At 37.2% G+C, this 21,674-nt stretch carries 19 protein-coding genes and 1 other annotated feature; of the genes, 10 read left to right on the top strand and 9 right to left on the bottom strand.

All coding sequences use genetic code 11. The features are described 5' to 3' along the window. Position 1 precedes the first annotated feature (1 nt). Positions 2–2,428: a heavy metal translocating P-type ATPase gene (locus tag BMZ04_RS03750; RefSeq protein ID WP_093265603.1), complete on the top strand. Its 2,427-nt coding sequence runs from the start codon at positions 2–4 to the stop codon at positions 2,426–2,428. Between the two features lie 76 nt (positions 2,429–2,504). Next, the gene (gene rnz / locus BMZ04_RS03745) at positions 2,505–3,452 is read left to right on the top strand and encodes a ribonuclease Z (RefSeq protein WP_093265600.1); all 948 of its coding nucleotides are present in this window, start codon (positions 2,505–2,507) and stop codon (positions 3,450–3,452) included. 87 nt (positions 3,453–3,539) lie between these two features. Here rnz and BMZ04_RS22210 read toward each other — a convergent pair whose 3' ends face one another. Both BMZ04_RS22210 and proC read right to left on the bottom strand, forming a co-directional pair. Next, positions 3,540–3,707 carry a hypothetical protein gene (locus tag BMZ04_RS22210; protein WP_177184316.1) on the bottom strand — a complete coding sequence of 56 codons (168 nt, stop codon included), beginning with the start codon at positions 3,705–3,707 and terminating at the stop codon, positions 3,540–3,542. A gap of 97 nt (positions 3,708–3,804) precedes the next feature. Further along, a complete protein-coding gene (gene proC / locus BMZ04_RS03740; RefSeq protein ID WP_093265597.1) occupies positions 3,805–4,617 on the bottom strand; it encodes a pyrroline-5-carboxylate reductase in 813 nt (270 codons plus the stop codon). 50 nt (positions 4,618–4,667) lie between these two features. After that, positions 4,668–4,881, bottom strand: a binding site (T-box leader). Between the two features lie 123 nt (positions 4,882–5,004). Between proC and BMZ04_RS03735 the strand changes: the two genes are divergently transcribed. Next, the gene (locus tag BMZ04_RS03735; RefSeq protein WP_177184315.1) at positions 5,005–5,946 is read left to right on the top strand and encodes an MBL fold metallo-hydrolase; all 942 of its coding nucleotides are present in this window, start codon (positions 5,005–5,007) and stop codon (positions 5,944–5,946) included. Next, a complete protein-coding gene (locus BMZ04_RS03730) occupies positions 5,933–6,685 on the top strand; it encodes an SDR family NAD(P)-dependent oxidoreductase (RefSeq protein ID WP_093265595.1) in 753 nt (250 codons plus the stop codon). The genes BMZ04_RS03735 and BMZ04_RS03730 overlap by 14 nt, the downstream gene beginning before the upstream one ends. A 117-nt stretch (positions 6,686–6,802) precedes the next feature. On the opposite strand, the gene BMZ04_RS03725 is transcribed toward BMZ04_RS03730, so the two are convergent. Further along, the gene (locus tag BMZ04_RS03725; protein WP_369802631.1) at positions 6,803–6,964 is read right to left on the bottom strand and encodes a Spo0E family sporulation regulatory protein-aspartic acid phosphatase; all 162 of its coding nucleotides are present in this window, start codon (positions 6,962–6,964) and stop codon (positions 6,803–6,805) included. A gap of 930 nt (positions 6,965–7,894) precedes the next feature. Between BMZ04_RS03725 and BMZ04_RS03720 the strand changes: the two genes are divergently transcribed. Further along, entirely contained in the window at positions 7,895–8,977 is a 1,083-nt protein-coding gene (locus tag BMZ04_RS03720; protein ID WP_093265589.1) for an FAD-dependent monooxygenase, read from the top strand. A gap of 609 nt (positions 8,978–9,586) precedes the next feature. Here the strand turns inward: BMZ04_RS03720 and BMZ04_RS03715 are convergent. Then, positions 9,587–9,835, bottom strand: a complete 249-nt coding sequence (locus BMZ04_RS03715) for a hypothetical protein (protein ID WP_093265586.1) — start codon at positions 9,833–9,835, stop codon at positions 9,587–9,589. Between the two features lie 184 nt (positions 9,836–10,019). After that, a complete protein-coding gene (locus tag BMZ04_RS03710) occupies positions 10,020–10,184 on the bottom strand; it encodes an aspartyl-phosphate phosphatase Spo0E family protein (RefSeq protein WP_093265583.1) in 165 nt (54 codons plus the stop codon). A 322-nt stretch (positions 10,185–10,506) separates the two neighbouring features. Here BMZ04_RS03710 and hslO point away from each other — a divergent pair, with 322 nt between their 5' ends. Further along, a complete protein-coding gene (hslO, locus tag BMZ04_RS03705) occupies positions 10,507–11,385 on the top strand; it encodes an Hsp33 family molecular chaperone HslO (protein ID WP_093265580.1) in 879 nt (292 codons plus the stop codon). A gap of 108 nt (positions 11,386–11,493) precedes the next feature. Here the strand turns inward: hslO and BMZ04_RS03700 are convergent, their stop codons facing one another. Continuing rightward, positions 11,494–12,132 carry a cupin domain-containing protein gene (locus tag BMZ04_RS03700; RefSeq protein WP_093265577.1) on the bottom strand — a complete coding sequence of 213 codons (639 nt, stop codon included), beginning with the start codon at positions 12,130–12,132 and terminating at the stop codon, positions 11,494–11,496. Positions 12,133–12,462: 330 nt separating this feature from the next. Between BMZ04_RS03700 and BMZ04_RS03695 the strand changes: the two genes are divergently transcribed. Further along, positions 12,463–12,930 carry a GNAT family N-acetyltransferase gene (locus BMZ04_RS03695; RefSeq protein WP_093265574.1) on the top strand — a complete coding sequence of 156 codons (468 nt, stop codon included), beginning with the start codon at positions 12,463–12,465 and terminating at the stop codon, positions 12,928–12,930. Positions 12,931–13,517: 587 nt separating this feature from the next. Here the strand turns inward: BMZ04_RS03695 and BMZ04_RS03690 are convergent. Continuing rightward, entirely contained in the window at positions 13,518–14,537 is a 1,020-nt protein-coding gene (locus tag BMZ04_RS03690) for an NADH:flavin oxidoreductase/NADH oxidase (RefSeq protein WP_093265572.1), read from the bottom strand. A 179-nt stretch (positions 14,538–14,716) separates the two neighbouring features. Here BMZ04_RS03690 and BMZ04_RS03685 point away from each other — a divergent pair, with 179 nt between their 5' ends. Together BMZ04_RS03685 and argH are read left to right on the top strand one after the other, a co-directional pair. Then, positions 14,717–15,925, top strand: coding sequence for an argininosuccinate synthase (locus tag BMZ04_RS03685; protein ID WP_093265569.1), 1,209 nt, complete (start codon positions 14,717–14,719; stop codon positions 15,923–15,925). Further along, complete coding sequence (gene argH, locus BMZ04_RS03680; RefSeq protein WP_093265566.1) at positions 15,922–17,295, top strand: argininosuccinate lyase; 1,374 nt, start codon at positions 15,922–15,924, stop codon at positions 17,293–17,295. Before BMZ04_RS03685 ends, argH begins: the two co-directional genes overlap by 4 nt. Positions 17,296–17,470: 175 nt before the next feature. Here the strand turns inward: argH and BMZ04_RS03675 are convergent, their stop codons facing one another. Together BMZ04_RS03675 and BMZ04_RS03670 are read right to left on the bottom strand one after the other, a co-directional pair. Beyond that, positions 17,471–18,223 carry an HAD-IIB family hydrolase gene (locus BMZ04_RS03675; protein WP_093265564.1) on the bottom strand — a complete coding sequence of 251 codons (753 nt, stop codon included), beginning with the start codon at positions 18,221–18,223 and terminating at the stop codon, positions 17,471–17,473. A 463-nt stretch (positions 18,224–18,686) separates the two neighbouring features. Next, on the bottom strand, positions 18,687–20,621 hold the full coding sequence (locus BMZ04_RS03670) for a sigma 54-interacting transcriptional regulator (protein ID WP_093265561.1): 1,935 nt from the start codon (positions 20,619–20,621) through the stop codon (positions 18,687–18,689). Positions 20,622–20,840: 219 nt separating this feature from the next. On the opposite strand from BMZ04_RS03670, the gene BMZ04_RS03665 reads away from it, so the two are divergent. Beyond that, positions 20,841–21,530, top strand: coding sequence for an RraA family protein (locus tag BMZ04_RS03665; protein ID WP_218145513.1), 690 nt, complete (start codon positions 20,841–20,843; stop codon positions 21,528–21,530). The last annotated feature ends 144 nt before the right edge of the window (positions 21,531–21,674 follow it).

Raw genomic sequence — 21,674 nt, 5'->3', positions numbered from 1 at the left:
AATGAGCAATGAGCTAAAAGAAGCAAGTCTTCAAATTACAGGGATGACTTGCGCAGCCTGTGCAGCAAGAATAGAAAAAGGTTTAACTAAAATGGACGGTGTAGAGATAGCAAATGTCAATCTGGCTCTTGAAAAGTCATTAATCAAATACAATCCTGAAAAGTTGAGTGAACAAGACTTTGAGAAGAAAATTCAAGATCTTGGATACGGGGTTGCAAAAGAGAAAAAAGAGATTGCAATTACAGGAATGACTTGTGCAGCATGTGCTACAAGAATTGAAAAAGGGCTAAACAAACTGGTAGGTGTATCCAGTGCAAACGTCAACTTGGCACTGGAGAATGCAACAATCGAATACAATCCTTCTGAAGTTTCTGTTGGAGATATTATCGCTCGTGTAGAAAAGTTAGGGTACGGAGCACTTAACAAGGATAACGAGAAAGATACAGTAGATTTCCGTGAGTTGGCAATACAAAAGCAAAAAAGAAAATTTATCATCGCTGCGATTTTGTCACTTCCATTATTGTGGACAATGGTTGGTCATTTTTCATTTACTTCTTTTATTTACATGCCCGAAATATTAATGAACCCATGGGTACAAATGGCGCTAGCAACTCCTGTCCAATTTATCATTGGTTGGCAGTTTTATGTAAGTGCTTATAAAGCCCTACGAAATGGTAGTGCCAATATGGATGTACTAGTCGTTATGGGCACATCCGCAGCTTACTTTTATAGTGTATATCAAGCAATCGTTACGATAGGTGAGCATCATGCTGCACAATTGTATTTTGAAACAAGCGCCGTTTTAATTACACTTATTATATTAGGAAAACTTTTTGAAGCAAAAGCAAAAGGGCGTTCATCTGAAGCAATCAAGAAGCTTATGGGGCTTCAGGCTAAAACAGCGTTGGTTGTTAGAAATGGTGCTGAATTAGAAATACCACTAGAGGAAGTAGTTACTGGGGATACGATTTTAGTAAAACCAGGTGAGAAAATACCTGTGGATGGCGAAGTGTTAGAAGGGAATACGGCTATAGATGAATCTATGCTAACAGGTGAAAGTATTCCGGTCGATAAAACGATTGGGGATTCTGTGTTTGGTTCTACGATCAATAAGAATGGTTTTCTGAAAATGAAAGCTACGAAAATTGGACAAGACACTGTACTTTCTCAAATAATTAAAGTGGTGGAAGATGCGCAAGGCTCTAAAGCACCTATTCAAAGACTCGCTGACAAAATCTCTGGTGTCTTTGTACCGATCGTCATCGGTATTGCCGTAATTACATTTTTAGTTTGGATCATTTGGGTCAAGCCAGGAGAGATTACTCCGGCACTGGAAGCATTGATTGCAGTGCTTGTTATTGCATGTCCATGCGCATTAGGACTTGCAACCCCTACTTCAATAATGGCTGGATCAGGTCGTTCCGCGGAGTTTGGAATTTTGTTTAAAGGTGGCGAACATTTGGAGACGACTCACCATATTGACACGGTCATTGTAGATAAAACAGGAACCGTTACAAATGGTAAACCAGAGTTGACGGATGTTATTGTAGCTCAAGGAGTATTGGAAGGGGAATTCCTTTCACTCATTGGAGCAGCGGAAAAACAATCGGAACATCCACTTGCAGCAGCAATTGTACAAGGAATTCAAGATAAGGGAATATCCCTTCGTGAAGTACAAAAATTTGAAGCGGTCCCGGGTTATGGGGTTAAAACAATCGTTGATCAAAAAGATATTCTTGTCGGAACTAGAAAGCTGATGAATCAACACAATATTGACATTTCAAATATCCTGCCGATGATGGAAACGTTAGAAGCGAATGGGAAAACGGCCATGTTAGCAAGTATCGATGGGGAATATGCGGGTCTAATTGCAGTAGCAGATACGATAAAGGAAACATCAAAAAAAGCGATAAAACGATTAAAAGAGATGAATATCGATGTCATTATGATGACAGGTGATAATAAACGTACTGCAACTGCAATCGGTAAAGAAGTTGGAATCGCCCATGTGATTGCGGAAGTTCTTCCGGAAGGAAAAGCGGAAGAGGTGAAAAAGCTTCAGGCTTCTGGTAAGAAGGTGGCAATGGTCGGAGATGGTATTAATGACGCACCTGCGCTTGCAGTCGCTGATATCGGTATGGCAATTGGTACTGGAACGGATGTCGCAATGGAAGCAGCGGATATTACATTGATTCGCGGGGACTTAAATAGTATTGCTGATGCAATCATTATGAGTCATAAAACGATGGGAAATATTAAGCAAAATCTCTTTTGGGCTTTCGCCTATAACACGCTAGGCATACCAATCGCAGCTGTAGGCTTATTGGCTCCATGGGTTGCAGGAGCAGCTATGGCATTTAGTTCCGTATCGGTAGTATTAAATGCTTTACGATTACAAAGAGTAAAACTAGACAAGGATATACTGTAACATTTAAAAAGTACCTACTGATGTTATACTAACATTAGTAAGTACTTTTTGGATGCACACGAAAGCAGGGGAATAGATGCAATTATTATTTTTAGGTACTGGTGCAGGGATGCCTTCTAAACAGCGTAATACGACTGCCACCGTATTAAAATTACTCGATGAACGGGGAACATTTTGGATGTTTGACTGTGGAGAAGCAACGCAACATCAAATTCTACACACCACACTGAAACCGCGTAAACTAGAGAAGTTATTTATCACGCATCTTCATGGAGATCATATATACGGACTGCCTGGTTTACTCGGCTCTCGTTCTTTTTTAGGTGGGGATGAACCACTGACGATTTATGGTCCGGTTGGTATTAAGGCGTGGATTGAGTTGACACTTGCTACATCAAAAACACATATTAAATATGCGCTGAACTTTATCGAAATTGAAGAAGGGATTATTTTTGAAGATGATCAGTTTCTGGTCGAAGCAAAATTGCTAGAGCATGTAATCCCTTGTTTCGGGTATAAAGTGATGCAAAAACCACTTCCTCCTGAACTATTGATTGAAAAAACAGATGCTCTTGGTGTCCCAAGAGGTCCATTGTTGAGACAGTTAAAAGAAGGGCATGACGTAGAGTTAGCAGATGGTAGAATCGTCAGGAGCATTCAAGTAACAGGGGAAGCAAAAGATGGATTCCAAGTAACAATCTTAGGCGATACTAAATTTTGCGAGAACTCTATTTTGTTAAGTAAAGGATCCGATATTATCGTGCATGAAGGAACGTTTGATCAAGAAACGGCTGACCTTGCTGGTTTGTATGGGCATTCGACCATTGTAGACGCTGCAAACGTATGTAAAGAAGCAAATGCAAAGCACTTAATAGTGAATCATATTAGTAGCAGGTTTATGCCTTCCGATATTAAGGGAATGATCGCTCAAGTGGAACATTATGAGTTTCCGATTTATGTAGCGCATGATTTTGCTGAATATGATTGGGCAAACGGACAATTAAAAAAGATTCCGAGTGAATAATTGATCACTCGGAATCTTTTTAGGTAAGAAATGCTTATGCAGGTAGAAAAGATCTTAACCGGTAATAAGATTATTTACAGTCTAAAACTATGAACTTTCTTGCTTTTTCTCAATTATTACTAAGCTAAGTGTTGCAATTGGACCGATTACTAATGAAAGTAGAAACCAATTCAATCCGCTTCTATTTTTTCCTTGTGCAATTCCTGCATTAATGAGGGCAAGTGTACCCCAACCGACAAAGTATGAATTATCCATACAATCTTACACACCTTTCTAGTTGTTGGTTCTCTAAGTTGGAGATGGTTACTTATCTATCTCAATTGTTTCTCTATGCTAAATTTCACCACAATTACTACTCGTATTGCTTGCCAAGAATACGCGATTTGTTTTGGGCAGCGTCGATACAGGCAAATATTGCTTCGTTTACTTTATGCTGAACTAACTGTTCAACTCCCGCTTCTGTTGTACCGCCTGGACTTGTTACTTTTCTTCGAAGTTCTGATGGCTCGACATCGCCTTTTTTCAGCATTTGTGCTGCACCTTCCATCGTTTGGATAAACAGTTGGCGGGCATCTCCTGAAGACAAACCATGCTGTACAGCTGCTGCTTCAAAATGCTCTGCAAAATAGTAAAAGTAAGCAGGACCGCTTCCTGCAAGTGCCGTCACGACATGTAAATCTTCTTCGTCTACTACTTTCACTGAACCAATCGCTTCTAGTATATGAATGATTTCAAGCTTTGAGCGGTCTGATACGAGTTCATTCCAACATACTGCAGAAGCACTTAATCCAACTGCTGCAGAAGTGTTTGGCATCACACGGGCTATAGGTCGAGTTCCTAAATGAGATGCGATTGTTTGAATGGACACACCTGCAATAACAGAAATGATCGTTGCTTCTTTATTTATATATGGAGCAATACCGTTGCACGCTTCTATTGCATCTTTTGGTTTCATTGCCAAAACGATGATATCTGCAACCGTTAACGCTATTTTCTCTTCGCAAACAATCTGTACGTTATACGAACGTTTTAAATGTTCCAACTGTTCAACATCTGATTTATTCATCACATGAATATGTGTAGGAGAAACTTTTTCCTCTTTCGTCAAGCCATGAATAATCGCCTCAGCCATTGCTCCAGCCCCAACAAATACAATCTTCGACATGTACAATCCACTCCTTTTGGTCATATAAAAAAGCGCTCCCGTCCTATATAAATAAGGACGAAAACGCTTGTCTCCGCGGTACCACCTAAATTTGTCGAAAAAATCGACACAACTTAATCCCCCCTTATCGCGGGAGGCACGACTATGTTTGCATAGTAGCTCCGAAGTAGGTTCGACATATGAGCGGGAGGTGAAACTTGCAGCGGATCATTTCACTCTCTAGTACTCCATCATATATGTACTATTCTTCATCTTGGCTTTTATTATCTGAATTAATGAAATTATATGTGTGTTCCAATAAAAAGTCAACTTCATTTTCGTGACGTCTCATAGAAAAAGCTGTACAATGGAATGAATAACCATTCAGAACAAAGGGGAACTGAGATAATGATACATAAAATTAGTGTACCAACTCCGTTTGCAGTAGGAGATGTTAATTCGTATTTATTAAAAGGGGATGTATTAACGTTAGTAGATGTAGGACCAAAAACGGAAGAAGCACTTGTAGCACTTAAAAAGGGGATACAAGAGGCTGGCTATGCATTATCAGATATAGAACAAGTATTACTCACGCACCATCACCCGGATCATGCCGGTTGGGTGGATGCCTTCGAACAAGCTACCACCCTAGGTCATGCGTATAATCAACCTTGGCTAACAAAAGACAAAGATTTTTTCCAATTTCACGATGAATTCTACTTACAAAGTTTAATAGAAGAAGGGGTTCCAGAAAATTATTTACGTTGGGTGGAAAAAATGAAAAGACCACTCCACTTTATTGGAAACCGTCCAGTTGAAAAAATTCTACAAGATGGAGATATACTTCCTGGTCATCCTGAATTTACTGTACTTGAAACACTTGGCCACGCACAAAGTCATCTCTCGTTTTGGTCAGAGAAAGAGAAAGTACTAATCGGGGGAGATCTGATTATTGATAAAATTTCATCCAACCCATTAATTGAACCACCATTAAATAAAGAAAAAAGAGCTAAATCAATGCTTCAATATAATGCTTCATTGAAAAGAATTCAATCGCTGCCAGTAGAAAAGATATATAGTGGGCATGGAGAAGAAGTTTATAACGTGTATGAACTTCTCGCGATCAGACTTGAAAAGCAAAGGGAACGAGCTTTGAGGGTATTAGACATGATGAAAGATGGAGAGAAAACGATTTTTGAGCTTACGCAAGAGCTATTTCCAAAAGTGTATGAAAAAGAACTTGGATTAACGCTTTCGGAAACAATAGGGCAAGTCGATTATTTAATAGATAATGGCTATATTACGGAACATCGCAATGAGAAAGGAATTCTATTGTATGAGCAAGCATAAAAAAATTTGCATTACCGGCGCTACAAGTGGCGTCGGGCTTTTGCTTGCCAAAAGATTGCAAACAGATGGTAATGAGGTTTGGGCTATAGGAAGGAATATAGAAGTTTTAAATGAATTAAGACAGTTAGGTATACAGACGATCCAAGCAGATTTAACAGTGGAGCAATCTTTCGAAAAACTATTCGAAGAAATGGGCACACCAGACGTAGTCGTGCATTGTGCAGGAGTCGGTACATTTGCTTATTTAACAGATTTAGAAGAAATACAGATGGATCGAATGATGCAAGTGAATGTACTTGCTCCGATAAAGCTTACAAAATATTTTGCATTGAAAATGAAAGATAAAAGAAGAGGGCATATCATTTTTGTCGCTTCACAAGCTGGGAAAGTTGCAACACCAAAAGCTTCTGTATACGCTGCTTCTAAACATGCAATTCTAGGCTTTGCCAATGCTATTCGAATGGAACTAAAAGTGTATAATATTCAAGTGACAACTATTAATCCTGGCCCAATTGATACGCCATTTTTAGATTTAGCAGATCAGACTGGTAATTATCGAGAGAGGCTAAGCAAGCATCTCCTTTCGCCACAAACAGTTGTAACTTCTATCGCCAAAGCAATCAAGCAACCAGTTCGTGAGGTAGATCTGCCAGTATATATGAGTATCACAAGTAAATTATATGCTGTTTTTCCGAAAGCCGTTGAAACATTTGGAAAAGGATTTTTTAATAAAAAGTAAGCTAATAGAACTTTAGCATTTTCCTTTTGTTTGTTAATATTTTCACCATATTTAAACCGATTAGTGGATTATCAAGGCAAGCTAATCGGTTTTTTATGGTGATTCCGGTCTGTCTAGTTAAGATACTTCATTTTGATAACGATTTAATAAATGATCTAGTTCTTGGCTGACTGAGACGACAATTGGATGTGTATAACCTAATTCTTTTGCCTTCCTGTACATATCTTGCCTCTTGATTCCAATTAGAATCAATAACGTGTTTTGGTACAAAAAACTTATCACAACAAACTTCCTCCATACAGTGTATTTAGCTTCAGTTTATGAGTACATATTCTAGAAGTGAGGGAAGCAACCCATCCATTATATGACATGAAAAGCGCAAACTTTGTCAAATTGCGTACGGTATTATGTGTTTTATAAAAATGTATCAAAAGAACTAAAATCAAGTCGAAATGATGGAAATATGAGGTTGTTTTATCGTGGTCACCTAGTGAGTTTTTTCCACTGCTTTCTTAAATTCCAACAAAGCTTATTCTTTACTAAAGTCCAAGATTCTTATTAGATTGCCAGAGTTGTCTTGGAAAATAGCTTAACGTCCAGGTGGAATATCGGTAGGTTCCTTAATGAACTTTAACGAGTCTTTATTCTCCAAAAAGTATTGATCTACATCATCAACTAAAAAAACTGCTCCTGGAGTTAAGCCCATCTCATCATTCCATGTTTTTTCTATTGTGGGGAGAACTTTATGGGAGGCTCCTTTTTAAAGCGGCAACTATTTGTTCACAAAATATTCCTTCATTAACTAATTCAAATTGTAGAGGCTGGATAAAATTCGTTTCATTTGAATACATTAATAATAGCCCTTCCAATTTTTGTGAAAGCTTTTACACCATAATACGAAACATACATTGTATTTTCTCCTAATTATTACAATCCAGTGAATTTCTCACCATAAAAAAACCAAGTACTGTGTTCTTGTGTTTCAGAGGAAATACAATTCTTGGTCAAACACAAGATCTAATAAGAATTAATTTGCTAAAGTTATTCTAAAACGTGTATTCATTTTTAAAAAATCCCATTACTTTATTTGACTATAATCGATTGTAATAATATACTAACTTACGTTATGTAAGTTAAAATGATTTATTGAAGAAATTTTGGTTAGTCAAACTTGTAAAGTTATCGATTATCCACTCAGGAGGATAAGAAGTGAATTATAAAGTAGATGTATGTATTGTTGGAGCAGGGCCTGGAGGGGCACTGCTTGCTTATTTACTAGCAAAGAAAAATGTTTCGGTTATCCTACTGGAACAACATGCGGCTGTAGGAAAGGCTTTTCGTGGTGAACATTTAAACGAAGAAGGCGAAACGATTTTAAAGGAGCATGGACTTTTTGATGCCATTGAACAATTAGGACTACTTCGTATGGAAAAACTAGAATATTGGCATAAGGGAAAGCCTTTTAAAACAATACTACCAGATCCACAAGTAGGACATTTAGGCATACATGTTCCACAGAAGCATTTATTATCGATATTACTAGAAGCAGCGGAAGAGTATCCAACTTTTAGGTCAATGATGAACACGAGGGTAGTAGAGTTATTAGAAGATGAATCGGGCTATTATAACGGAGTTCGAGCAGTAAAAGATGGTGAAGAAATGCTAATTGAAAGTCAGCTGATTATCGGTGCAGATGGTCGTTATTCTACTGTTCGAAAAAAAGCAGAAATTGATGTAACAATTCGTAAACATGGATTTGATCTACTTTGGGCGAGAATTCCTTCGCCGGATGATTGGGAACCATCGATAAGAATGGCACTTATTGACGGGAAACAATTATCACTGTTCACCCAAGCTCAAGGTTATATCCAAATTGGCTGGAATATAGAAGAAGGGGCATTTCCACAGTTAAGAAAGCAACCGTTTACCCCTTTTATCGACCAACTCACTGAAGCATTCCCGCAGTTGGAAGAAACGGTTCGAAATAATATTCAAACGTGGAAAGATTTCGTATTGCTCGATGTATATAGTTCAACAAGTGAAAGCTGGGGGAAAAACGGTGTAGCATTAATTGGGGATGCAGTGCATACGATGACCCCAACCGGAGCTTTCGGTTTAAACAGTGCATTGAAAGATGCAGATTATCTATCATCCCTTATTGATAAAAATTATATCTCCCAACTTAATTATATTGAATGTGCTAATTCAAGAAAAAGGGAAGTAGAAAAGTTACAAGAGATTCAAGTAGAAAAAGAGCAGACATTTGCTTCGAATTTTGTCGTTGTTGTCTAAACATATAACGCACTTCTATACAAATATGGCTAAATTAATTAGCCGATTGTATAGAAGTGCGTTATATTATCCCGGTTTAACAGGCTGTAATTACCCCTACCTCAACTTTTATGGCTCAATTTCCCCGTCAGAGGTGGATGAAGAATCCGCATTGATGGAAGTTGCACTTTATTTCTCAGGGAAAAGCTATATGCTCCAATCTCATTTATTCAAATTTTTGCGTGTTCACCGTTTGGGTCAGCAATCCATAAGTCGGATGTATTATCTGGAAGTTCTTTTTGTCTCGACCACGTAATTTTGTTAATAGTAGGCTCCTTTTGGAGGGGAGTTAGCTTTACTTGTTCATTTCCTGAAAGCGGAACAAAATATAAAGAAGGATTTGGACGTTTTTCGGGGTCATTCGACCATTCAGTTTCCGCTACTCTAGAGAAACTACTAACGAATCATCATCGCCCCATGTAAAGCCCATATCTGCATATTTTTCGGAATAAGAGTTAGTGTAAGAAAAGAGGGAAGCTCTGTTACTTTTAAGTTTTTGTTTTTTTAACCATATACTATTCTTCTACCGCTAGCGATATAGCCAAGGAAGTTTTGGTTAAATGCCCATTTTTAGTCGAATCCTAGAACCATTTCATCGATCACTTTAAATTGTTTTTTATCCACAGATAGAACGCAAAGCATATCACTATCCATTGCCCAAGAAGCAGTTGGTGACACTCTAAAGGATACCCATTGACCGTTAGGGGAATATTGAAATGAACTAGCGTTTATGGAAATTATTTTCGCACTATCTGTACTTATCTCTTTTGGAATGACATACAGTTTCTTTACATTTTTCGTCAAATCTCTATTATTCATATAATTATTACCTAGCGCAATCGTATAAAGGACTGGATTTATCCAGCCATCCGGTCGAGGAACCGCTCCAGAAGAGGTATGAAATCATCACCTTATTCCTTAACTTCCCTTATTATTAACCCATCCAAAAAAAAAACCGACCACTTTCCCGTATAAGGAAGGTAAATCGGTTTTGTATGTAAGTCTAAGAAGCTATTTTTTGATATTTATTTAGTAATACATCTAGTTCTTGGCTGCACTCTACAACTGCAGGATGTGTAAAACCGTAGTTTTTTGCTTTTTTGTACATGATTTTTCTTTTTATTGCAATTTGAAACAATAATGCTTTCTCATTTGTTAAATTAATCACGGTATTTCCTCCAAACAATATTTTAGCTATCGAATCGATATCCGTTTTTTGTGTGGTATCCGAACCAACTTTTATATTGTATAACATGAAAAATGCAAATCTTGTCGTATGGTGACAAAAAACGATAAATTCATAAAATAGTCACAAATAGTATGAATATTTAAAATAACGAGCAAAAATGAATCGTTATGGCTATACTAAGTGATATGAAATATATTGACTTTTTTGGGGAAATTCGATTTCTTTACTTAGGTAGAGATTCACTTTAAGGTATTAGTATATTGATAGTACGTCTTTTCGACATATTAAAAGGAGAAAAAATATGAATGACTATGTAGTAAAAGCAATTGCACTTCAAGATCAAGTTCGAGCGTATGCTATTCGCTCAACTGAAACAGTTAGAGAAGCGCAGCGACGTCATGACACGCTTCCAACTTCATCTGTAGCTCTTGGACGTTCGATGACGGCAGGTGCCATCCTAGGAGCTATGATGAAAGGAGAAGAAAAACTGACAATTAAAATTGACGGTGGCGGTCCAATTGGTACAATTCTAGTCGATGCAAATGCTAAAGGGGAAGTGCGTGGCTATGTATCTAATCCACGAACCCATTTTGAATTGAAAGAGTCAGGTAAATTAGATGTTAAACGTGCGGTTGGAACGAACGGAACTTTTTCTGTATCAAAGGATGTCGGGATGAATCAGCCATTCGTTGGTCAAGTTCCTATTGAAACAGGGGAAATCGGAGAAGATTTTACATCTTATATTATGAATTCAGAGCAGACACCTTCCTCCGTTGGTGTAGGAGTGCTTGTAAATGCGGACGATACAATTCAAGCAGCAGGAGGCTTTATTATCCAATTATTGCCTGGAACATCGGAGGAAACGATTCAGTTTTTAGAAGACCGTTTACAGCAAATTCCGTCTATTTCCTCGATGGTCGAAGATGGACTTACACCAGAAAAAATGCTAGAAGAAGTGCTTGGCGCAGGAAATATAAGTATACTTGAAATAATGCCAATCCATTTTCAATGTCAATGCTCAAGAGAAAGAATCGCCAGTGCAATTATTAGTTTAGGACAACAAGAAATCCAAGATATGATTGAAGAAGATGGGAAAGCAGAAGCCCAATGCCATTTTTGTAATGAGTATTATTTATTTACGAAAGATGATTTGGAGCAGCTTTTAGAGAAAACGATTTAAGAAGATACCTTATTGGGCTGTATTGATGTTCTTTCATCAGACAGTCTTTTTTATAAGGAGTTTTTCAATTATTTGTCTTTTGTTTACTTTCTGAGCTTGGAAAAAAGTTTAACTAGTTGGATGATTATATGGCATGTATTGTTGCAACGAATACTCTTGACTACAGTAAGGATGCATATAATTTGGATAGCATCCTGTGTTTTCTCCAGTTATTTTGGGGCAATTTTTAGGTGGACCGATATAAGTCGAAGGTGTAACCGGTGCAATCGCCTGTTCCCATTGATTTTCATCCATACAATAAGTGTGTGCCATAATGTTCGATGGGGTTAGTTTAATAATATCGGAACCAAGAATTACTTCCGGGGTTGATGCATTGAAGATAGCAAGAGCATGTGTCCGATCTTCTGTAGCCATTTGGTAATGCCACCAGCCCTGCGGTATATTTGCTACTTGGCCAGGTGTAATTGTGTAATGTTGATATTCCTTTGTAAACGGATTCAGCATCGAAACTGCCATAGATCCGGAAAAACAATATACTAACTCAGAAGCATTCGGATGGTAATGTGGTTCAATATTGTTGCCTCTACTTAGAAAAATATCAATCAATGATAAATTGTTTAATGTATTTAACTGTCCGACACCTAGAATATTCATAAAGTTAAAATTGTCTTTTGTAAAGAAAGGATTTTTATTGACATTAAAAGTGAACTGAGCGGATGGGGAATTGTAGTCGATAGAAGATTCCATTACTCTGCCTGCCTTTTTGCAAATTGTAATGTGATTGATAAGCACATTCTCTGCATAATATGTATTTACCCAATTATTTGTGCAATCCGAACTATTCGTTGTTATCATTTTAGTCGCTTGTATTTCTTCCAATTATCGTGGAATGGCGTAAATTAAACGCTACTTCTGCCGTCTGCATTTATAGAAAATAATGTAATACTAAATACATAAGTACCGTTCAATTCAATAATAGCGTCGATAATATTCATCATGATACCTACTCCTATGATTTTGGCAGATTTCATTTTAAGTATAATAAGGGGAAGTATATTTAGAAAGGGGTTGAATTTAGTGATTGTTAGGCTTGCTGAAAGGGCAGATATTGATCAGTTAGTTCAAATGAGATGGGATTTTACGATGGAGGATTATGAAGAAAAGGTGTTTGATGAAAGTAATTTTGAAGGATTTCACATAGAATGCAGCTATTTTCTTAAAAGTGCTATTGAAAGTGGCAATTGGTTTATATGGGTTGCTGAGGAAGAAGGCAGAATCGTGTCGCATATTTACATAGAGTTAATACAAAAAGTGCCACGACCTGGCAGAATAACATACCCATTTGCTTTTATGACTAATGTATATACAATCAAAGAATTTAGAAACAAAGGAATTGGAAGCAATTTAATCACTACAATAAACGAATGGGCAAAAGGTAAGAAGTATGAATTTATTATCGTTTGGCCGAGTGAGGATAGTATTGATTATTATAAAAAGAATGGATACAGTCATTGTAGAGAACCAATGGAATTTTTTCCTTCATAAAGTGTGATAATGAAAAAAGTTTAGGAGGTTTACATGAGGCTTTTCCATGTATTTGCAGAAATTGATATTAAGCTGATTGCACCACTAATACCTACCCCGTACAGATATAGACACTACAATGGGCCTTGTTTGGGTATTAAATTAAAAGTGTTTGCCGAGTTTTTTAACCCCAAGAAATTGTCCTTGTGGTTTTTATCACGTTGAGAGCGTACATCGTAGGCAGACGAGCTAAACTATCTTTCATTTAAATCTTGCTCTCATTGGTGTTAATGGGGAAATAATAGAATAACGTGTTCATGGGCGGTCGACATTTCCGATTTTCTATTCATTTATTTGGATGGGAAGAGGAAGAATTGCTATATGTCGACTTTTGAAGCCTTAATGTTTGCGGGTTTGATCGTTTCGATCTTTATTTTATAAAATAAAAGTAAACCATTCCCGAGTCTAGCAAGCATGGGAAGGTTTACTCATCCTAAATGCTGATCGCCTTTGAAGCGGTAACTATTTTATTGCAAGACTGCTTAGTGTAGACACACTAAGCAGTCTTTATTATATATTTTTTTTAGTCCCATTATAACAAAATGTTACTAAAATCCTCTTTTATACTGCTCTGGGGGAGTGACTTTTCCTGTAATTACTTCTTCCGCATGGAGTGACCAGTACGGGTCTTTTAGCATACCACGACCAACTGCCACAAGCTCTGCATGGCCATTTGCAATAGTTTGTTCTGCCAAAGTAGCATCCTCCAAAATACCAACTGCAATCACAGGTACCTCCAAGGCTTCTTTATATGCACGTGCAAATGAAACCTGATATCCTGGCGTGTTCGCAGGTTTTATCTTTCCAGCAGGACCTTCACCGCCACTTGAAACATGGAATACATCGACGCCAGCTTGTTTATATTTTTTCGCAATTTCTAATGAATGCTCTAAATCATATCCGCCATCCATATATTCAATCGCTGATATACGAAAAAGAAGCGGCATTTCTTCCGGCATGACACTGCGCACTGCTTGAATAATTTCTACGCCGAATTTGGATAAGTCTTTTCCGTATTCATCTGTGCGATTATTAATATTAGGAGAATGGAATTGATGGATTAAATAACCGTGCGCGCCGTGGAGTTCAATTGTATCGAATCCAGCAGCAACTGCTCGCTTTGTTGCCTCTTTATACTTGATAACCATTTCTTTTACTTCTTGTGTTGAAAGGGCTCTAGGCACTTTCCAATTTTCAGCAACCGGGATGCTAGATGAGCTTACAGGGGGATTTGCATCTGTTGCTTTTCTTCCAGCATGTGCAATTTGTATGCCTGCTTTAGACCCGTGTTTATGCACTTCTTTCACAATTCTTTCATACGCTGGAATTTGCTCGTCTGTCCATAACCCCAAGTCGAAATCCGTTATTCTGCCATCGGGTTCGACATCGGTCATTTCCACAATAATTAGACCAGTCCCTCCAATTGCTCTAGTTGCATAATGCACAAAATGCCAATCCGTTGGGATACCGTCTTTTGCTTCTACTGAATATTGACACATTGGAGGCATCACAATTCGATTTTTTAACTCTAACCCTTTTAGTTTAATGGGTGAAAATAAATGACTCATTACACACACTCCTTTCTTCCATTATCTTTGTTTCATATCTCCGAATCAATTAATCTGTCTGTCAACTAAAAATATTCCTCATAATCATAAATTATTGGTTGTATTTATACATTTCTCATGATACATTAATGTATATTAATACTAAAATTACGCATAAACATACATCGGGGGAATATAAAATGAATAAAAAAGTTGTATTAGCATATTCAGGTGGATTAGATACATCAGTTGCAATTACATGGTTAAAAGAACAAGGGTATGACGTAGTGGCAGTCTGCCTCGACGTTGGTGAAGGAAAAGATTTAGAATTTGTTAAAAATAAGGCGCTACAAGTTGGTGCAGTAGAAAGCTATATGATTGATGCAAGAGAAGAATTTGCGAATGAATATGCATTAATTTCGTTACAAGCACATACTTGGTATGAAAATAAATACCCGCTTGTTTCCGCATTATCTCGTCCGTTAATTTCGAAAAAATTAGTGGAAATTGCTGAACAAACAGGAGCAACTGCAGTAGCACATGGTTGTACGGGTAAAGGGAATGACCAAGTTCGTTTCGAAGTTTCTATTAATGCATTAAATCCTAGTTTAGAAGTTATTGCTCCGGTTCGTGAGTGGAGCTGGAGCCGTGAAGAAGAAATTGCTTACGCAAAAGAGAAAAACATCCCGATTCCGATTAACTTAGATAGCCCATTCTCGATCGACCAAAACCTTTGGGGGCGTGCGAATGAATGTGGTATTTTAGAAGATCCATGGGCAGCACCACCAGAAGAGGCATACGATTTAACTGTTTCAATCGAAGACGCTCCAGATGTTCCGGATATTATTGAAATCGAGTTTAAAAATGGCGTTCCTGTTGCGCTTGATGGCGTGGAATATAAACTATATGAATTAATCTTAAAACTAAATGATTTAGCTGGTAAACACGGAGTTGGACGTATCGATCACGTAGAAAACCGTCTTGTAGGTATCAAATCCCGTGAAGTATATGAAATTCCAGGTGCCCACACGCTATTACTTGCTCATAAAGAATTAGAAGATATTACACTAGTAAAAGAATTGGCGCATTTCAAACCAGTTATGGAGAAAAAACTAACAGAGCTTATTTATGAAGGACTTTGGTTTTCTCCACTAAGAACTGCTTTAGAAGCATTCTTAAAAGAAACACAAGTGTATGTAAACGGTACAGTTCGTGTGAAATTATTTAAAGGGCATGCCATTGTCGAAGGACGTAAATCTCCGAACTCTTTATACAACGAAAAACTTGCTACTTACACAGCAGATGACGAGTTTAACCATGCTTCAGCAGTTGGATTTATCGAACTTTGGGGTCTTCCAACAAAAGTTCACGCTATGGTGAACAAGGGAGCAGAGAAGGTGAAAGCATGACAAAACTTTGGGGAGGAAGATTCCAAAAGTCTGCTGAACAATGGGTAGATGAATTTGGAGCTTCCATCAGTTTTGACCAAACATTAGTAATGGAAGATTTAGATGGTAGTATTGCGCACGTTAAAATGCTTGGGGCATGTCAAATTTTGCCCCAAGAAGACGTGCAACAAATTCTCAGTGGTTTGGAGCAATTAAAAAAACTAGCAGAAGATAATGCATTAGAATTTTTAGTTGCAAATGAAGACATTCATTTAAATTTAGAAAAAATGCTCATTGATTTGATTGGACCAGTTGGCGGAAAGCTGCACACTGGGCGTAGTCGTAACGATCAAGTAGCAACGGATATGCATTTATATTTGAAAAATAGAGTAGGGGAAATCATTGAGTTGATCGAGACATTCCAAAAAACACTCGTCTCACAAGCAGAAGTACATGTGGAAACACTTGCACCAGGATACACGCACTTGCAACGAGCGCAGCCAATCTCTTTTGCGCATCATTTAATGGCGTATTTCTGGATGCTTGACCGGGATAAGGATCGTTTTAAAGATTCTATTAAACGTATCGATATTTCTCCACTTGGAGCAGGTGCGCTTGCAGGGACTACTTTCCCGATTGATCGAAAGTTGTCGGCGGAGTATCTAGGATTTGCAAATGTTTATGCAAATAGTATGGATGCAGTAAGTGATCGTGATTTTATTGTAGAATTCCTAAGCAACTCTTCAATGTTAATGGCACACTTATCACGATTCGCAGAAGAAATCATTTTATGGTCAAGTGCTGAGTTTAACTTTATCGAACTAGATGATTCATTTTCAACTGGCTCAAGTATTATGCCGCAAAAGAAAAACCCGGATATGGCAGAGTTAATCCGCGGAAAAACTGGCCGTGTATACGGAAACTTGATGGGCTTACTAACTGTCATTAAAGGATTGCCACTTGCTTACAATAAAGACATGCAAGAAGACAAAGAAGGCATGTTCGATACTGTACATACAATCGTCGGATCACTGAAAATATTTGAAGGTATGGTTCGTACGATGACTGTTCACAAAGACCGTCTGCATGATACTGTACACAAGGACTTTTCGAACGCGACGGAACTTGCAGACTACCTTGCTGCAAAAGGACTTCCATTCCGTGAAGCTCATGAAGTCACTGGGAAACTTGTATTCTTATGCATCCAAAGAGGGTATTTCTTATTAGATCTTCCGTTAGAAGATTTACAAGACGCAAGTAGCTTAATAGAGTCTGATATTTATGATGTTTTATCACCACTTGTTGCTGTGCGAAGAAGAAATTCTTTAGGTGGAACGGGCTTTGACCAAGTTGCCATTCAGATCAAAGAAGCTAAGAAGCGTTTAGCATAATAAAAACTGTAGACACTCAGATTTTGATGAGCTGTCTGCAGTTTTTTTAGTTTTAGGAACAATTATAGGCTCTAAAAAAGAGTTAGTTGAAAATTTTAGCGGGTTAGTTGGAATACCTTCAAACTCGGCAAAGTATCTAGTGTTCATGCTTACCTTTTCTATGATATTATTCCAGTTATGTATATAGTTTACTAAGTTCAATTATTTTATTCGCGACTGTATGAGTATTACTTTCAACAACCATCGTAGCAACTTGTTGTAATTCCTCATGAGTACCCACACATACTGCTTCTTTTGCAGCCAGAAACATCGGGATATCATTTGCATCGTTACCAAATGCGATGAAATCTTGTTCTTTCACTTTTAATTTTCGTAAGCCGTACCATTTATCGATACCAACTGGGCTAATATCAAAAATATTTTCTTGCCCATGTATGTATATCCGAGCGGGAAGCGATTCAAGTCGAGATAATATAGCATCGGCATGTTCGTTTGGGAAAAGCACTACCTTTATCATTTGATCAATTTCTTTAATAGAGATGTTTTTTGCTAACCTTTCCGGATCGAGATTTCGATAAATTGGATGTTTTGCGCTACCAGTATACGCGTAATCCCACGTACTATCGATTAAATAAGATAGCTGAAAATCTTCAATGATTTGTATTATTTGTTTTCTTGTTTGATTATCAAATGATGATAGATGCGTGCTTTGCCCATTCTTTGCAACAAACGCACCATTTCCACCAATCATAGGGTATATATGCATATCATTCGGTAGCACGGGAAGTAAGTCACGAATGGGTCTAGCGGATGCAAAAATAACTTCATGTCCCATTAGTCGACAAAACTGTAGAGCTTCCACTATTTCTGCACATAAAGGCTGCCCTTTAAAACAAATCGTCCCATCTAGATCAAAAACAAATTTCATATTTCTTCATCCTTTCATTCTCTTAATAGTAGCGATTTTTCGATATAATGAAAAGAACACATATGTCCGGATAAGGAGTAATACGATGCAAATTATGAAGATCATTTACTTTCAACAGATTATTTGAACTACGAAGAGTCCGTCAAGATTTTGGTTTAATCCAAACCCCGAAGGAGATTCCTATATCATGTTAGGATTTGTGGTGGATTATCAATGGAAGAAATTGAAAAGGGAATTAAGTTACTTGCTAGATGTCACCCTCACAAAGCCTAGTTTGCTATAGTAGGTTAGGGCTTTTAAGGTACACAGAATGGAAGGAGAATACCCATTAAAGTGGATATTCTCCTCATTATATTAAAAAAGGGTTCTTAGTAATTCATGTATATAAAAGTTAAATATTAATTAGATGACATCATGCATCTATGCAAAAACACAATTGAAGTAAGAAAGGATTAGCATACATTTACCTAATATTTAATTCTTTTAACTTCCTATATAAAGTGGTTCTTCCGATTCCAAGTTCTTCGGCTAAGGCTGTTCGATCGCCATTTTGGATGTCGAAGTATTTTTGAATAATGGATCTTTCCGCCTCTGCTAAACTATCTTTATAGTTATCCTTTAGCGCAAATTCAATTTTCTCATTTTCCGCTAGATGATGTAGTTGAATTTCTTCGATACATTCCGCTAAAAGCAGTCTATAGTAATCTAACTCGTTTCTGTTCGTTTCAGCTAAAATGGTAAATCGTTCAAGGATATTGTAAAGTTCCCTCACATTCCCGGCAAATCGATACGTCAGCAAATCCGCGCAAATGTCCTCGATTAAATGGTCAATTTGGCTAAAAAGTTCTTTTCGATGTTTCCATATAAAGTGTTTGGTAAGGGGAACAATATCTTCCGGCCGCTGTCTTAAAGGAGGAAGATTAATTTTTAAAACATTTAGACGATAGTATAAGTCAGCGCGGAATTTGTTTTCTTGTACTAAGCTAATTAAATTCTCATTGGATGTAGCGATAATTCTAATATTAACTGGAATGACCTTAAGACCGCCAATCCGAACGATTTCTTTTTCTTGTAGCGCCCTTAATAGTCTGGCTTGAAAGTGAATGGAAATGGAATTGATTTCGTCTAAGAAAAGAGTTCCATGATGAGCCAGCTCAAAAAGTCCCTTTTTTCCATCTTTCGCTGCACCTGTAAATGCCCCTTTTTCATAGCCAAAAAGTTCACTTTCCAAGAGTGTTTCAGGTAATGCTGCACAATTGATGGCGACGAAAGGATATGCTTTCCTGTAGCTATGATTATGGATGCTCTGGGCAATTATTTCTTTTCCTGTACCAGATTCTCCAGTTATTAAAATGGTAGAATCGGTTTTCGCGAACTTTTTAGCCTTTTCAATTGTGTGATGAATGATTTCACTTTTATAAATCAAGTTACTAAATTCATTTTTGGCAACTAATCCTTTTGATTCAATCTCGACCCTATAATTCTGTTCGATTTGTTGAATTTCCGAAATATCTTGCAAAGTGATGATATTACCAATTTTTGTTCCTTTTTGAGTAACAGCCACTTTACTAGTGTTCAAAGTAATGTGATCAAATTTTATAATTTTGTTTTGAAAAGCTTCATCTTGCGTAATTTCTCGAATAGAGCGATTTGGTATGATTTTTAACAGGCGATCGCCAATAATATTATTTTTTTGTATATTAAGATGATTCCAGGCTGATTCGTTAATAATCGTAATCTTATCTTGCTCATCTGTTGCGATAATACCATCTCGTACCGAATCAATAACAGCTTTAAGCTGCTGTCTTTGTTTTTCTTCTGCTCTTTTAAAGTGGATAATTTCAATTGCACGTTCAATGGATGCAATGATACTGACTTCGGAATAAATTAATGTCCCCGAGAGTCCATATTCTTTCGCATTAATAACCCCAAGCCCTGTACTGATGACTGTTCCTTTTGTATTTGAATAGGTTTCAATTTTCTGTCGTAACTCAGCCTTTGTGTTGTAACTAATGTAGTGAAGTTGAACTTGCAAAAGCTCTTCTAGAATCGAATAATCATATTTAAGCTCTTCAAGGTCAGGCAATGCTATGGCAATTTTGTTTGAAAAGGGCAAAGATTTCTGAACAGCAAATAACATATCGATTGGTGTTACTTTTAATTTTATGACGGGGATACTCGTCCGTTTTTCAAGAAATATTTTGAAAAAATGCCCTGTGATAATTATATCTGTTTCATTTTCTTCTAATTTAGTCAAGATCCTAGGGAGTGTAATAGACAAGTCCCCTCCACAATCGAAGACGGTGATTTCAATATCACTATTTTTAAACTTCATTGTTGAGTTTCTTGCTAAATTCACGAATTCCCCTCTTCCCACAACCGCAATTTTTGTTTTCATATAGCCCTCCAACTAAAAGTTTTTATTCGTATATCTGAATATTTCGACAAAAAATAAAAAATACCTTTTTTAAAACACTTGTTTCATTTTTGGAACACTGATTAGTTAAGTTTTGAAAAAATAACTGATAAATCAGCGAATTGAAAGTTGGCACGGAAGTTGCATTAATAGTTACAAGAATATTTTCTGAATGTTCTTAATTTAGAAAGGGGGATGTTTGTGTTTACTGTTAAACCAAGAGTTCAAGGGGTTACTCCAGAATTAGTCGATTTATTTCAAGAGGTTGGTACATCCACGATTGGCCATCTTACTGATTTTGGATTTTTAAAAGGGCTAAAACCATTATTTAGACCAATCCATTTCGTAGGTAATGCTGTAACAGTTCGTATTCCGCATATGGATTCAACGGCTGTCCATAAGGCTTTGGATTTTGTTGAACCTGGTGATGTCCTTGTCATTGATATGTCGGGGGATGTGGAAAGATCTTGTTTTGGGGGGATAGTATCCTACGCTGCAAAAGCCAAAAAAGTGGCAGGTGTCATTGTTGCTGGATGCATTAATGATGTTGAGGAAATAAAGGAGATTCAATTACCGGTATTTTCACTAGGGGTGAGCCCAATCACTACACGCATTCTCGGCATTGAAGGGGAAATTAATACAACGGTAAGTGTATGTGGGGTAAGTATTCATCCAGGTGACCTAGTGGTAGCTGATAATGATGGTGTGTTCGTTATAAATCCAGAATCTGCAGCTAAATATGCGGAAATTGCGATAGAAAAGCAGTTAAGAGAGCCTGAAACAAAAAGGAAGATTGATTCTGGTATTTCGCTTGCTTCTATAAGTAAAGCTGATCGATTTTTTACGACTGAAGGGCAACCAGAGAGCAAGGAACCAACAAAAGTAATATAAAAAAACATTCTGATTTTGCAAAATCAGCCAAGAGTATGTACAAAGTAATCATCGGTTTCATTTCACTGCACTGGTGATTACTTTGTACATTAAGACTTATTCAACATAATTAACGACAATTTAATTTTATACAAAAAATAAAAC

The sequence above is a fragment of the Psychrobacillus sp. OK032 genome, assembly GCF_900111345.1.
In the GTDB taxonomy this organism is placed as follows: domain Bacteria; phylum Bacillota; class Bacilli; order Bacillales_A; family Planococcaceae; genus Psychrobacillus.
This window is presented reverse-complemented; position numbering and strand designations above follow the sequence as displayed.